A 12926-nucleotide genomic window follows, 5' to 3' on the forward strand; every position below is an offset into this window, starting at 1 on the left:
GCAGTTCCTCCAGGACGTCCGCCGCCTTCACCGCGCCGCCCGCCCCCAGCTCCTCCGCCCGCCGGGCGATCGCCCGCTGTTCCGGGAAACGACCGCGAAGCGCCACCGCTCCCCAGCGGCACACGACCCGGCTGTCACCGGTCCGCGCATCGGTCCCGGCCGTTCGCGCCCGGCGCGGCCCCCAGGCCAGGTGACACCAGGTCAGGACGCAGCGGTGAAAGCCACGTTGCCCTTCACCACCCCGCACCACCTCGACAACGAGCCCGAAACCGAGGCCCTGCTCGCGCGGGCTCCGGTCCTCCTCGCGACGATGGGTCTCTGCGCTCCCCCGCCGCTGATGGTCATCTGCGAGCTGCTCGGCGTGCCCTACTCCGAGGCGGAGGCCATCCGCAGATTGACCAGGCGGCTGTTCGTCACGGACATCACCTCGGACGAACTGCGGGCCGCGCAAGGCGAGATGCAGGACCGGCTCGCCGACCTGGTGCGCCAGAAGCGGGCGCGGCCGGACGACGGGCTGATCTCGGCGATGGTCGCCGCCAACGACGGGGGCGACCACCTCACCGAACCCGAACTGCCGGCCAACCTGGAGGCCTGCTGATCGTCGGTCGCGTGGACATCACCCGCGAAGGACCGGCATCGCACCTCGCCTTCGGTCACGGGCCGCACTTCTGCCTCGGCGCGATCCTGGCCCGCCGGGAGGTGCGGGTGGCGATCGGCTCCCTGGTGAACCGGCATCCGGGCCTGCGCCTGGCCGTCGACGCGAGTCCGAGCTCACCTACGTTCCGGAGCTGGTCTTCCGCAGCCTCCAGGCCTTGCCGGTCACCTGGTGAACCGGGGCCTCCCGTACCGCGGGCGCGGGCCTCCCGGGCCCCTTCCGCCTCGGCCACCTCCGCCACCTCGGCCCCAAGGGTGCCCTGGGCGGGTGGCCGCCCGGCAACAAGTCCCCGACCCCGACCGGGCGCTGCGCCGCCGGCCCTTCAGGCGACGGCCGCCGCGACAGGGTGGGGGTGGCGCGCCAGGAGCCCGTGCCGCTCCTCCTCGGTGAGCCCGCCCCACACACCGTACGGTTCGCGCGTCTGCAGCGCGTGGCGGAGGCACTCCCTGCGGACGGGGCAGTCGGCGCAGACGGCCTTGGCCTTCTGCTCGCGTACTGAGCGGGCCGCGCCGCTCTCGCCCGCGGGGTGGAAGAACAGGGCGCTGTCGGCTTCCCGGCACGAGCCGCGAAGCTGCCAGTCCCAGAGGTGCGAGGAAGCTCCGGGCAAGCGCGAGATGTCCGCCATGGCAGACCCCCTTCGATATCGACGATCGCCAACCGCCCGGTCGTATAACCGCAACCCCGCCGAGTAATCACCGTGGTCGATGCCGGGAGCGCGCCGGCCCGTACCCCGGCGGCGGGCGCTCACCGGCCGCACCGCGGCACGGCGAAGCGGGCGCGGCTCAGCTCTGGCACCGGTGCCCGTCGTCGGCGGCGTAGGCGCCGACGCCGAGAGCGCGCTCCAGGTCGTCGATGCGGTCACGGACCTGCTGCGCGCTCTCGACGGGGCAGCCGGTGCGCGCGAGGGCCCACCTCGTCACCAACCGCCTGAGGAGCAGTAAGGGGACGGCGGCCACCCACAGCGCGCCGGAGCACAGGGCTATCGCCTCGAGGTGCTGGCGTTCCCCGCGTTCGAACTCGGCGAGCGACCTGCCGGACGCCCTGCCGCCGAGAAACCCGGTCCTGCCGCGCTCGAAGACCGTCCTCGCCGTCACCACGGCCCCGATCCCGTACCCGCCGAGCACACCCAGCCACAGCAACAGCACCGCGGATCACCTCCCTGGTCGCCTCCACTTCCTGGCACCAGCCGTCTGCCCCGACGGCCCGGCCCATAACGGGACAAGCCGTCCCGGCCCCGGGAACAGCGCCCAGGCAGCGGCCCCCGGGCGGCACGATCGGCCCGCGTGGTGCCCCGAGCGGGCTACCGGCCGCACGCCCACGGGCACGCCTGCACGGCACCGGGGCGGGCCTTCGCGATACTTCCGCCACGACCCGCGAACCCGGCCGTGCACCCGGAAACCGCCGGTGAGCGGGTTTCGAGCCCGCCGCCGGCGGTTAGCCGAGCCGGCGTGCGGGGCGAACCCCGCCGCACCCCACGGCCAGCACCAGGAGGACAGAGATGAAGGTTGCCGACTACCTGCTGCAGCGGCTTCGGGAGTGGGACGTCGAGCACGTCTTCGCCTACCCGGGCGACGGCATCAACGGGCTGCTCGCCGCCTGGGGCCGCGCCGAGGACCAGCCGCGGTTCATCCAGGCCCGTCACGAGGAGATGGCCGCCTTCCAGGCCGTCGGGTACGCGAAGTTCTCCGGCCGCACCGGGGTCTGCGCGGCCACCTCGGGCCCGGGCGCGATCCACCTCCTGAACGGCCTGTACGACGCGAAACTCGACCACGTCCCGGTGGTCGCCATCGTCGGGCAGACCGACCGCACCGCGATGGGCGGCTCCTACCAGCAGGAGGTCGACCTGCTGAGCCTCTACAAGGACGTGGCGTCCGAGTTCTGCGAGATGGTCACCGTCCCCGAACAGCTGCCCAACGTCCTCGACCGTGCCATGCGCATCGCCGCCACCCGCCGCACGGTCACCGCGCTGATCGTCCCCGCGGACGTGCAGGAGCTCGACTACGAGCCGCCCGCGCACGCCTTCAAGCACGTCCCCTCCAGCCTCGGTCTCCCCCACTACGCCCCCGTGCCCACCGACGAGGACCTGGGGCGGGCCGCGGAGGTCCTCAACGCCGGCGAGAAGGTGGCGATGCTGATCGGCCAGGGCGCCCGTCACGCCGGCGCCGAGGTCGAACAGGTCGCGGAGCTGCTCGGCGCCGGCGTGGCGAAGGCCCTGCTCGGCAAGGACGCCCTCCCGGACACCCTGCCCTACGTGACCGGCTCGATCGGGCTGCTCGGCACCCGGCCCTCGTACGAGATGATGCGCGACTGCGACACCCTGCTGGTGGTCGGTTCCAGCTTCCCGTACAGCAACTTCCTGCCCGACTTCGACCAGGCCCGCGCCGTGCAGATCGACCTGGACCCGTCCATGATCGGCATGCGGTACCCGTTCGAGGTGAACCTCGTCGGCGACGCCGCCCGGACGCTGCGCCGCCTGCTCCCGCTGCTGGAGCGCAAGGCCGACGGTTCGTGGCGCAAGACCGTCGAGGACAACACGGCCCGCTGGTGGGACGTGATGCGGCGGCGCGCCGAGGTCGCCGCGGACCCGATCAACCCGGAGTACGTCGTCCACGCCCTGGACGCGCTGCTCCCCGAGGACGCCGTGCTGGCCGCCGACTCCGGCTCGGCGGCGAACTGGTACGCCCGGCACCTGCGGATGCGCGGCACCATGCGCGGCTCGCTCTCCGGCACGCTGGCCACCATGGGCCCCGGGGTGCCGTACGCGATCGGCGCCAAGTTCGCCCACCCCGACCGCCCGGCGATCGCCATCGTCGGCGACGGCGCGATGCAGATGAACGGCCTGGCGGAACTGATCACCGCCGCCAAGTACCACCACGAGTGGAGCGATCCGCGCCTGGTGGTGGCGGTGCTCAACAACCGCGACCTGAACCAGGTCACCTGGGAGATGCGGGCGATGCAGGGCGCGCCCAGCTTCCTGCCCTCCCAGCAACTCCCCGACGTGCGGTACGCCGACATCGCCCGGTCCTTCGGCCTGGACGGGGTGCGGGTCGAGCGGCCCGAGGACGTCGTGCCCGCGTGGACCCGGGCGCTGGCCGCGCAGCGTCCGTTCGTCATCGACTTCCGCACCGACCCCGCGGTGCCGCCGATCCCGCCGCACGCCACCTGGGACCAGATCAAGGCCGCCGCCTCCGCCGTCCTGCACGGCGACAGCGACCGCGGTTCCGTCATCCGCCAAGGGCTGAAGGCCAAGGTCCAGGAGTTCCTCCCCGGCAACGGGAGCCGACCGTGACCGCGGAGGACGGCAGCGCGGGCCTCGACCTCGCGGCCCTGGAACGGGCGCTGCGCGCCGAGGTCGACGGGGAGGTCCGCTTCGACGCCGGCAGCCGCGGCGCCTACGCGACCGACGGGTCCAACTACCGGCAGGTCCCGCTCGCGGTGGTGGTGCCCCGCACCGTCGAGGCCGGCGCCGTGGCGGTCGCGGTGTGCTCCCGGTTCGCCGCGCCGGTGCTCTCGCGCGGCGGCGGCACCAGTCTGGGCGGGCAGTCCACCAACACCGCCGTGGTCGTCGACTGGACCAAGTACTGCAACCGTCTGCTGTCCGTCGATCCCGGCGCCCGCACCTGTGTCGTCGAGCCGGGCATCGTCCTGGACGAGCTGAACCGTCAACTGGCGCCGCACGGGCTGATGTTCGGACCGAAGCCGTCCACCCACACGCACTGCGCGCTGGGCGGCATGATCGGGAACAACAGCTGCGGCGCCTCCGCCCAGGCCTACGGCAAGACCGTCGACAACGTCCGCCGCCTGGAGGTGCTCACCTACCAGGGCACCCGGTTCTGGGCCGGCCGCACCGACGACGACGAGTACGCCCGGATCGTGGCCGCGGGCGGCCCCCGGGCCCGGCTCTACCAGGGACTGCGGGAGGTAGCGGCGCGCCACCTGGCCGAGATCCGGCGCGGCTACCCGCGGATCCCCCGGCGCGTCTCCGGCTACAACCTGGACTCCCTGCTGCCGGAGAACGGCTTCGACGTGGCGAAGGCCCTGGTGGGCAGCGAAGGCACCCTGGTCACCGTCCTGCGGGCCGAACTGGAGCTGGTCGAGGTCCCCGCCGCCGAGGCCCTGCTGGTGCTCGGCTTCGACGACATCCTCCAGGCGGCCGACGCGGTGCCCGACCTGCTCGAACACAGCCGACCGGCCCAGTTGGAGGCCGTCGACGGGCGCATGGCCCAGTTGATGCGCGAGGAGCACGCCTACCTCGACTCCCTGGCCCAGCTGCCCGAGGGCGACAGCTGGCTGCTGCTCCAGTTCACCGGCGACACGCAGGAACAGGCCGACGACCAGGCCCGCGGGCTGCTGCGCGCCATCGGCCGCGACGAGGGCGACGCGTCGGTGGCGTTCTCCGACGACCCGCCGCGCGAGCACGAGATGCTCAAGGCCCGCGAGGCGGGACTCGGGGTGACCGCCCGGCCACCGGACGGCTCCGAGACCTGGGAGGGCTGGGAGGACTCGGCCGTGGCGCCCGAGAAGCTGGGCGACTACCTGCGCGACCTGGAGCGGCTCTTCGACCGCTACGGCTACCAGCAGGCCTCCCTGTACGGGCACTTCGGGCAGGGCTGCGTCCATACCCGCATCCCGTTCGAACTGCGCGGGGGCAAGGGCGTCGAGGCCTTCCGGTCCTTCCTGCACGACGCCGCCGACCTGGTCGCCTCCTACGGCGGATCGCTCTCGGGGGAGCACGGCGACGGGCAGGCCCGCGGCGAACTGCTGCCCCGCATGTTCGGCCGGGCGCTCGTCGACGCGATGGGCGAGGTCAAGGCGCTGTTCGACCCAGGCAACCGGATGAACCCCGGCAAGGTCGTCCACCCCCACCGGGTCGACGAGAACCTGCGTCTGGGCGCCGCCTGGCGGCCCCGGCCCCACCGGGACACCCACTTCTCGTACCCCGACGACGGCGACTTCGGGCAGGCCGTCATGCGGTGCGTCGGTGTCGGCAACTGCCGGACCCACCAGGGCGGTGTGATGTGCCCGTCCTACCGGGCCACGCTGGAGGAGGAGCACTCCACCCGGGGCCGGGCCCGGCTGCTGTTCGAGATGCTCGGCGGCCATCAGGACTCGCCGATCACCGACGGGTGGCGCTCCACCGAGGTGCGGGACGCCCTCGACCTGTGCCTGGCCTGCAAGGGCTGCAAGTCCGACTGCCCGGTCGGGGTGGACATGGCCACCTACAAGGCCGAGTTCCTCGCCCATCACTACCAGGGGCGGCTGCGCCCGGCCGCCCACTACGCGCTGGGCTGGCTCCCGCTGTGGACCCGGCTCGCGCGCCCCGCGCCGGGTCTGGCCAACGCCGCTCTCCACGCCCCGGGACTGGGGCGGCTCGGCAAGCTGCTCGGCGGCGTCGACCCACGCCGCGACGCGCCCCTGTTCGCCGCCGAGAGCTTCCAGGACGGTTGGCGCAGGGGCGGGCGGGCCCAGCCCGACCCGGGCGATCCGCGGACCGTGCTGCTGTGGCCGGACACCTTCACCAACCACTTCCACCCCCACATCGCCCAGGCCGCGGTCCGGGTCCTGGAGGACGCCGGCTTCCGGGTCGCGGTCCCCGAGCAGGCGGTGTGCTGCGGTCTGACCTGGATCTCCACCGGCCAACTCGCCACCGCCCGCCGCGTCCTGAAGCGCACCACCCGCGTGCTGCGGCCCTGGCTGGAGGCCGGCACCCCGATCGTCGGGCTGGAGCCCTCGTGCACGGCGGTGTTCCGCACCGATGCCCGGGACCTGCTCGCCGGGGACCAGGACATCGGCCGGCTGGCAGCCCAGGTGCGGACCTTCGCCGAACAGCTCGTCAACCACGCCCCCGAGGGCTGGAAGCCGCCGCGGGTGGGCCGGGCGGCAACCGTCCAGACGCACTGCCACCAGCACGCCGTCCTGGGCGCCGACCCGGACCGCGAGCTGATGCGCCGCGCGGGCCTGGACGCGAACGTGCTGGACGAGGGCTGCTGCGGACTGGCCGGCAACTTCGGCTTCGAGCAGGGCCATTACGACCTGTCGCAGACGATCGCGGAGCAGGGCGTCCTGCCCGCCGTCCGCGACACCGCACCGGACGCGTTCGTGGTGGCGGACGGCTTCAGCTGCCGCACCCAGATCGACCAGGCCGACACCGGCCGCCGGGCCGTACACCTGGCCGAGGCGCTGGCCACGGCCCTCGACGGCCCCGCGCCCGCCGACCGGCCCGAGAAGGCCGTCGCACGCCCCCGGCCCCACCCCGCGGCGGCCCGCCTGCTCACCGTCGGGGCACTCGGCGCGCTGACCGCCCTGGCCGCAGGGGCGGTTCTCGCCGCCCGCCACCGCGCAAGGAGGATTCCGTGAAGTCACCCACCGCACTGCGAAGCTCGCTGCACGAGCGGCTGCACCACGAGGCCCGCGCCTACGCCGGGGACGCCGACCGCCCGCTGGCCGCCTACACCGGCCTCATGGGCGCCTTCGCCGCCACCGTCGCGGGCGTCTCCGTCGCCGCGGGGGTCTCGGGCAGGGAGCTGCCGGATCCGAGGCCGTGGGACGTGGCGTTGGGCGCGCTGGCGACCCATCAGCTCGGCCGGCTGCTCGCCAAGGACCCGGTCACCAGCCCGTTGCGCGCACCGTTCACCCGCTTCGAGGGAACCACCGGCCCGGCCGAGCTGAAGGAGGAGGTGCGCGGCACCGGCGCCCGCAAGGCGATCGGCGAACTGCTCAGCTGCCCCTTCTGCACCGGCCTGTGGATCGCCACCGGCATCACCGCCGGCACCCTCTTCGCGCCGAGGGCGACGCGGCTGGCCACCGCCACCCTGTCCGCCCTGGCCGCGGCCGACTTCCTGCAGTTCGCCCGGACGGCCCTCCAACGGGCGGCCGGCGAGGCGCGGTGACCGCCCCGCTGCCCGCCGGAGCCGGCTCCGGCCCTGTTCCGGCGGGCAGCCGGGGATCCGTTCTCCAGGCGGCGCCCGGCGCCAGGGGCCTTCCCGTACAGCACGGAGGAAGAATGAGTCCGACGCCCCGTGAACAGTGCGCTCATCTCGCGCGGCAGTTGCACGCGGCCCTCGCCGCGGCGGGCAGCACGCTGGCCGCCGCCGAGTCGCTCACCGGCGGCCTGCTCGCGCTGACCCTGACCGAGGCTCCGGGAGCCTCCGAGGTGTTCCGCGGGTCGGTCACCGCCTACGCGACCGACGTCAAGGCGGACGTCCTGAACGTGGACCGGGCCCTGCTGGACGCCCGCGGACCCGTCGACGCTCGCGTCGCCGAGCAGATGGCCGAGGGGGTCCGGGGCCTGATGGGGGCGACGTACGGCCTCGCCACCACCGGCGTCGCGGGCCCTTCGCCGCAGGACGGCCGCGACCCCGGGACCGTGTACATCGCCTTCGCCGCGGCGGACCACTCCTGCTCCACCCGGATCGACGCCGACGGCGACCGCCACGAGGTCCAGCGCGCCGCCGTCCTGCGAGCCCTCGTCATGGTGCGTGACCACCTCCGGCCTCGGGAGCCGCATGAGACCTGAAAGGCGGGGAGGCGGCGTACTTGCCGCGACGACCGGCCGTGAGGTGCCGCGGCCCCTGCGACGGCTCGCCGGATCCGAGGGAAGGAGCAGCACCATGGGCCAGTTCGACGCATTCGTCGCGTTGTCGGACTACCCGGTGTACGTCGTCACCGCGGCGGCTGAGCAGGAGCACGCGGGGTGCCTGGTCGGCTTCGCCGGCCAGTGCTCGATCCAGCCGCCGCGCTTCACCGTGTGGATCTCCAAGGCGAACCGTACCCATGCCGTCGCGTCGCGGTCGCAGGTGCTGGTGGTCCATCTGCTGCCGACGCACCGACACGACCTCGCCGAGCTGTTCGGCGGTCGCACGGGTGACGACGTCGACAAGTTCGCGGTCGCCGCATGGGAGGCGGGACCGTACGGAGTCCCGGTGCTGTCGGGGGCCATGGCCTGGTTCGCCGGCCGGGTCCTCGACCGGGCGGACTGGGGCGACCACGTGGGCTTCCTCCTGGAACCGCTCGATGCCGGGGCCGTGTCGAGCGGCAGCTCGCTGACCTTCCGGGACGTCCAGGACATCGACGCCGGACACCCCGCGTAGAGGAGCGTCGGCCACCTGGGCGGGACCGGAGAGCTCCGGAGTGTCTCCGGAACCGCGGGGCGCCGCCCCGGCTGCGGCCGGCACGGCCGGGGCGGCGTCCTGCGGTTACGGGGCTCGGGTGTCGGCTGCCGGCGCTTCGGGCTCCTCCTCGTCCTGCCCTTCGGTGCGGGCGTCGGGCGGGGTGGGAGCGGTGATGTTGCGCTGCCGCGACGAGCGCTCGCGCGTCTCGTCGGACACCTCGGGGTCGTCGTCACGCTCGGGAACGCTCACAGCGGCTCTCCTTCACTCCGGAATCGGCCGGTCGGGTGTCAGGAGGGCTTGCCGCGTCCGGTGACGAGGTCGCGGGCGCGGTCGACCAGCCCGGTGCCGGCGGCCAGCAGCTTGTTGTCGGGGGCGTTCGGATGAGGGCGGGTCGGGGCGAGCTTCTTGGCCCGGCGGATCCGGTCGCCGAGCTCGTCGAGCTGCTCGGGCGGGCAGACCTCGGCCAGGGCGGGGAACAGGTTCCGCTCCTCGTCCCGGATGTGGGCCGTGACCTCGGAGACGACCCGGTCGACCAGAACGCCGAAGCGGGCGTCACCGCAGTCCACACCCTCCAGGTCCTTGAGGAGCTTCTCCACCGTCTCGTGGTCGGCGATCTCCTTGTCCGCGAGGGCGTCCCCGCCCGGCACGTGCTCGCGCACGGCCGGGTAGAGGTGCTGTTCCTCGGCCACCGAGTGGCGCACCAGCTCGATGGTGAACTCGTCCGCCACCTCCCGGCGCCGTTCGTCACCCACCGGCAGCGCCTGGATCCGGGCGAACAGCTCCTCCACCTCCCGGTGGTCCGTCATCAGCTCGTTGATCACATTGCCGCCGTGTCCCATGGCTGTTCTCCTCATCGATGGTCGTCGAAGCGGTGCGGGTCGCGGATCAGCCCCGCAATTCCTCTCATATCCCGCATTACCGACAGCATTCATCCCAGAGGCAGGTTCCTGTCCCACGATGGACGTGCTCGCGGTCGAGCCCGGTCACCGGGCCGCCCTCCGTCGCGCCGTCACCCACGTGCGCTCCGCCGCCTCCCGGGCGCACGCCGCTGACGGTGACGGCATGCCGATCGTTTCGTTGTCATGTCAGACACACAGGCATGCGGGTCGGACGGAGCCGCCGACCCGCACGGAAGGACGGGAAAGTCGGTCATCAAGCGGGCCCTCGCGGTCACCGCCGCCGTCGTCCGGGCAGGCGTGAGCGCCGGAGCGGCGGACGCCACGACGGTCATCGGCGCGGGCAACAGCGCGCACGACAACCGGTGCGCGAACAGCGGGTCGGCTGACGCCGTCCAGAGCGGGACGGACTCCGCCGGCGGCCTGGTGGGTGACGCGCTCGCCCTGGCGCTGAGCGCACCGGCCAACCAGTGCGGTGACCTCGGACTGCCCAAGGAGGACAAGGCCGACCAGCCGGCGGAGAACGCGCACGTCGACGTCGCCGAATAGGGTCCGCGGCGTCGGCATCGGCATCGGCGTCGGCATCGGCAGGATGTGCGTCGGCTTCGGGCCCGCTGCGCGAAGGCCGGTCCTCCCGACAGCGATTGACCAGGCTGTCCGGCCGTGCCCCGGCACGGCCCGCGGGCCACCGGCGACACGCTTGGCCCGGACGCCCACCCGGGCGGCCACGACCAAGCGGAGCCAGCCGTCACGTTCCTGGTCCGGTCCAGCCGGGCAACCGCTCCTGAGGAGCCGTCACCCGCCGCACTCTGGCGCGCCCGGACGATCTCTGACAGCATCTCAGCCGTCGTGAACGATCCGTGTGCCGTCGTTCACTTCGCTCGCACAGACCTGTCGTCGAACGTCATCGAGAGAAGATCTGAGGCTGCCATGAAGACGTTACGGACCCGAACCTCGCACCTGGTGACACTCGTACTGCTGCTCCTGGGCGTGGTGACCGCCGCGGGCACGCAGGCACAGGCGGCCACGCAGCAGGTCACCGCCAGCACGACCATCTGCTCCTTCTCCCCGATCCCGAGCGGCTGGGTCGTCACGAGCTCGTACAGCAGCGCCAACTGCGCGGGCAGCGGCGTCGCGTACGGGATCACCGACACGGCGGGGCAGACCAACCTGGTCATCTGCTCCTTCTCCCCCAAGCCGCCCGGGTGGGTGGTCACGAGCTCGTACAGCAGCGCCAACTGCGCGGGCAGCGGCGTCGCGTACGGCTTCCACAACGTGGCCAACGACACCAACGTCGCCGCGTGCTCCATGACCCCGGTCCCCGCCGGGTGGATCGTCACGAGCTCGTACAGCAGCGGCAACTGTCTGGGTACCGGCGTCGGCTACGGCCTGCACAACGTGGCCAACGACACCAGCGCCGCCGCGTGCTCCATGTCGCCGATCCCCGCCGGGTGGATCGTCACGAGCTCGTACAGCAGCGGCAACTGCCTGGGCACCGGCGTCGGCTACGGCCTCTTCAAGATCACCACGCAGACCACCGCCACCATGTGCTCCTTCTCTCCCCTGCCCGCCGGGTGGGTGGTCTCCAGCTACCACCCCAGCAGCTACTGCTACGGCAGCGGCGTGGCCTACGACATCCGCAAGGCCTGACCGGCCGGCCTCCGCGCGTGAGGCATGAGGGCAGGGCCTCCCGGCCTCCGGGAGGCCCTGCGCGTTCCCGCCGCGAGGACGCCTCCTCCACGTCGACATCAAGAATCTCGGCAGCATCCCCGACGGCGGCGGCCGACGCACGGCCGGCCGCGAGGCTGGCGACCGCAACCGCCAGGCCACCGTCACCGAACGCAGGAACCGCACGCCGGTGATCGGCTACAGCCACGTCCACCCCGCCGTCGACGACCGCTCCCGCCTCGCCTACAGCGAGGTCCTCGCGACGAACGCACCGCCACCCGGGCCGCCCTCCTGCACCAGTACGACTACCACCGCTGCCCCACCGCACTCGGAGGCACGCCACCGATCAGCCGCGGGAACGACCCTGCGGGTCGATACCCCTAATCCCCGACCTTCACGTACGCCAGGTGGGAGCGGCTGCCCTGGAAGTACGACGTCTGGAGCATCGCCCCGTTCAGACCGTCGCCGGCCCCGCCGCCGTGCAGGATCGCCTGCACCCGGACGGTCTTCGACCGCTGGGCCGTGGACACGGTCACGAGCCCCGACAGCGGGGTCGGACCGTGGGAGCAGTGCTGGAACCGGGTCTCCGGCGACGTCGAGAACTGGTGCCGGGCCGATTGACGCGGGCCGAGCTCGACGGCACGCGATTCCACGTCGATCAGGCGCACCTCGGTCCACAGGTTCGTGGAACCTCCGTAGTCGAGGAGCGCGCAGATACTGGTGTCGAGGTCGCCGATCACCAAGTACACGCCGGGATCGGGGAGGGCGACCTGCAGGGCCGTGTCCGCCCACGTCCGGCTGGTGCGGGAGGGCAGCAGGTCGAGGTCGCCGACCGCTCCGGTCCCGCCCCGGCGGGGCGTCAGGTACGCCCTGACCGTGTAGGTCTGCGGGCTGTCTCCTGCTTCCGGTGCCTGCACGGCGACGTCGATCGACTGCCAGGCACTGCCGATGCGGCCCGGCGCCGGGCCGGGGACGCCCGCGACCCGGGTCTCGGGGACGCGCAGGCCGGATCGGGTGGAGGTGAGGGCGTTGTGGTCGGCGGGGTCGATGACGGCGTGGGCGCTGACCGTGTAGGTCCGGGGGCAGTCACCGGCGGCGGGCGGCGTGACGACGACGCCGATGGTGTCGTTGGTGTCGAAGGACGGGATGGCGGTGCCGGTGACGTGGGTTTCCGGGACGCGCAGGCCCGAGCCGGTCGAGGTGAGGGCGTTGCAGTCCGCGGGGTCGATGACGGCGTGGGCGCTGACCGTGTAGGTCTGGGGGCAGTCGCCGGCGGGGGGCGGCGTGACGACGACGCCGATGGTTCCGTCCACGGCGTTGCCGCCCGTCGGGCCGGGGACTCCGGTGACGTGGGTTTCCGGGACGCGCAGGCCGGACCTGGTGGAGGTCAGGGCGTTGCAGTCGGCGGGGTCGATGACGGCGTGGGCGCTGACCGTATAGGTCTGGGGGCAGTCACCGGCGGCGGGCGGCGTGACGACGACGCCGATGGTGTCGTTGGTGTCGAAGGACGGGGCGGCGGTGCCGGTGACGTGGGTTTCGGGGACGCGCAGGCCCGAGCCGGTCGAGGTGAGGGCGTTGCAGTCCGCGGGGTCGATG

The 12926-nt window shown here is 73.1% G+C and carries 13 protein-coding genes and 1 pseudogene; 9 read left to right on the plus strand and 5 right to left on the minus strand.

Translation table 11 applies throughout. The annotated features are described in order from the left end of the window. The first annotated feature begins 214 nt into the window (after positions 1-214). Positions 215-598, plus strand: coding sequence for a hypothetical protein (locus tag ACIQI7_RS00300; RefSeq protein WP_401103375.1), 384 nt, complete (start codon positions 215-217; stop codon positions 596-598). 379 nt (positions 599-977) lie between these two features. On the opposite strand, the gene ACIQI7_RS00305 is transcribed toward ACIQI7_RS00300, so the two are convergent. After that, a complete protein-coding gene (locus ACIQI7_RS00305; RefSeq protein WP_401103377.1) occupies positions 978-1280 on the minus strand; it encodes a WhiB family transcriptional regulator in 303 nt (100 codons plus the stop codon). Positions 1281-1437: 157 nt separating this feature from the next. Further along, entirely contained in the window at positions 1438-1800 is a 363-nt protein-coding gene (locus ACIQI7_RS00310) for a hypothetical protein (RefSeq protein WP_401103379.1), read from the minus strand. Between the two features lie 353 nt (positions 1801-2153). Here ACIQI7_RS00310 and ACIQI7_RS00315 point away from each other — a divergent pair, with 353 nt between their 5' ends. The 5 genes from ACIQI7_RS00315 (at position 2154) to ACIQI7_RS00335 (ending at position 8745) form a co-directional block, all read left to right on the plus strand. After that, entirely contained in the window at positions 2154-3944 is a 1791-nt protein-coding gene (locus ACIQI7_RS00315) for a thiamine pyrophosphate-requiring protein (RefSeq protein ID WP_401103381.1), read from the plus strand. Further along, entirely contained in the window at positions 3941-7012 is a 3072-nt protein-coding gene (locus ACIQI7_RS00320) for an FAD-binding and (Fe-S)-binding domain-containing protein (protein WP_401103383.1), read from the plus strand. The genes ACIQI7_RS00315 and ACIQI7_RS00320 overlap by 4 nt, the downstream gene beginning before the upstream one ends. Continuing rightward, the gene (locus ACIQI7_RS00325) at positions 7009-7545 is read left to right on the plus strand and encodes a DUF1360 domain-containing protein (RefSeq protein WP_401103385.1); all 537 of its coding nucleotides are present in this window, start codon (positions 7009-7011) and stop codon (positions 7543-7545) included. Before ACIQI7_RS00320 ends, ACIQI7_RS00325 begins: the two co-directional genes overlap by 4 nt. A 113-nt stretch (positions 7546-7658) precedes the next feature. After that, positions 7659-8171, plus strand: coding sequence for a CinA family protein (locus tag ACIQI7_RS00330; RefSeq protein ID WP_401103387.1), 513 nt, complete (start codon positions 7659-7661; stop codon positions 8169-8171). 94 nt (positions 8172-8265) lie between these two features. Beyond that, positions 8266-8745: a flavin reductase family protein gene (locus ACIQI7_RS00335; protein ID WP_401103389.1), complete on the plus strand. Its 480-nt coding sequence runs from the start codon at positions 8266-8268 to the stop codon at positions 8743-8745. Positions 8746-8850: 105 nt separating this feature from the next. Here ACIQI7_RS00335 and ACIQI7_RS00340 read toward each other — a convergent pair whose 3' ends face one another. Together ACIQI7_RS00340 and ACIQI7_RS00345 are read right to left on the minus strand one after the other, a co-directional pair. Then, positions 8851-9015, minus strand: a complete 165-nt coding sequence (locus tag ACIQI7_RS00340) for a hypothetical protein (protein ID WP_401103391.1) — start codon at positions 9013-9015, stop codon at positions 8851-8853. Between the two features lie 38 nt (positions 9016-9053). Continuing rightward, a complete protein-coding gene (locus ACIQI7_RS00345) occupies positions 9054-9605 on the minus strand; it encodes a hemerythrin domain-containing protein (protein WP_401103393.1) in 552 nt (183 codons plus the stop codon). A gap of 243 nt (positions 9606-9848) precedes the next feature. Here ACIQI7_RS00345 and ACIQI7_RS00350 point away from each other — a divergent pair, with 243 nt between their 5' ends. The 3 genes and pseudogenes from ACIQI7_RS00350 to ACIQI7_RS00360 form a co-directional block, all read left to right on the plus strand. After that, positions 9849-10211 (plus strand): hypothetical protein, encoded by a 363-nt coding sequence (locus ACIQI7_RS00350; protein ID WP_401103395.1) that lies wholly within the window; start codon positions 9849-9851, stop codon positions 10209-10211. Positions 10212-10625: 414 nt separating this feature from the next. After that, the gene (locus ACIQI7_RS00355; protein ID WP_401103397.1) at positions 10626-11312 is read left to right on the plus strand and encodes a hypothetical protein; all 687 of its coding nucleotides are present in this window, start codon (positions 10626-10628) and stop codon (positions 11310-11312) included. 76 nt (positions 11313-11388) lie between these two features. Further along, positions 11389-11714, plus strand: a pseudogene (locus tag ACIQI7_RS00360) (hypothetical protein); the annotation flags it as partial. On the opposite strand, the gene ACIQI7_RS00365 reads toward ACIQI7_RS00360, so the two are convergent. After that, a partial coding sequence (locus tag ACIQI7_RS00365) for a hypothetical protein (RefSeq protein ID WP_401103399.1) occupies positions 11711-12926 on the minus strand: 1216 nt, incomplete at its 5' end. The pseudogene ACIQI7_RS00360 and the gene ACIQI7_RS00365 sit on opposite strands and share 4 nt — an antisense overlap.

The organism is Kitasatospora sp. NPDC092039 (genome assembly GCF_044756065.1).
Lineage (GTDB): Bacteria > Actinomycetota > Actinomycetes > Streptomycetales > Streptomycetaceae > Kitasatospora.

Excerpts from the sequence above, each read along its gene's own strand:
- ACIQI7_RS00345 (WP_401103393.1), bottom strand. The coding sequence starts at position 9,605 with ATGGGACACGGCGGCAATGTGATCAACGAGCTGATGACGGACCACCGG.
- ACIQI7_RS00315 (WP_401103381.1), top strand. The coding sequence starts at position 2,154 with ATGAAGGTTGCCGACTACCTGCTGCAGCGGCTTCGGGAGTGGGACGTC.
- ACIQI7_RS00335 (WP_401103389.1), top strand. The coding sequence starts at position 8,266 with ATGGGCCAGTTCGACGCATTCGTCGCGTTGTCGGACTACCCGGTGTAC.
- ACIQI7_RS00330 (WP_401103387.1), top strand. The coding sequence starts at position 7,659 with ATGAGTCCGACGCCCCGTGAACAGTGCGCTCATCTCGCGCGGCAGTTG.
- ACIQI7_RS00350 (WP_401103395.1), top strand. The coding sequence starts at position 9,849 with ATGTCAGACACACAGGCATGCGGGTCGGACGGAGCCGCCGACCCGCAC.
- ACIQI7_RS00305 (WP_401103377.1), bottom strand. The coding sequence starts at position 1,280 with ATGGCGGACATCTCGCGCTTGCCCGGAGCTTCCTCGCACCTCTGGGAC.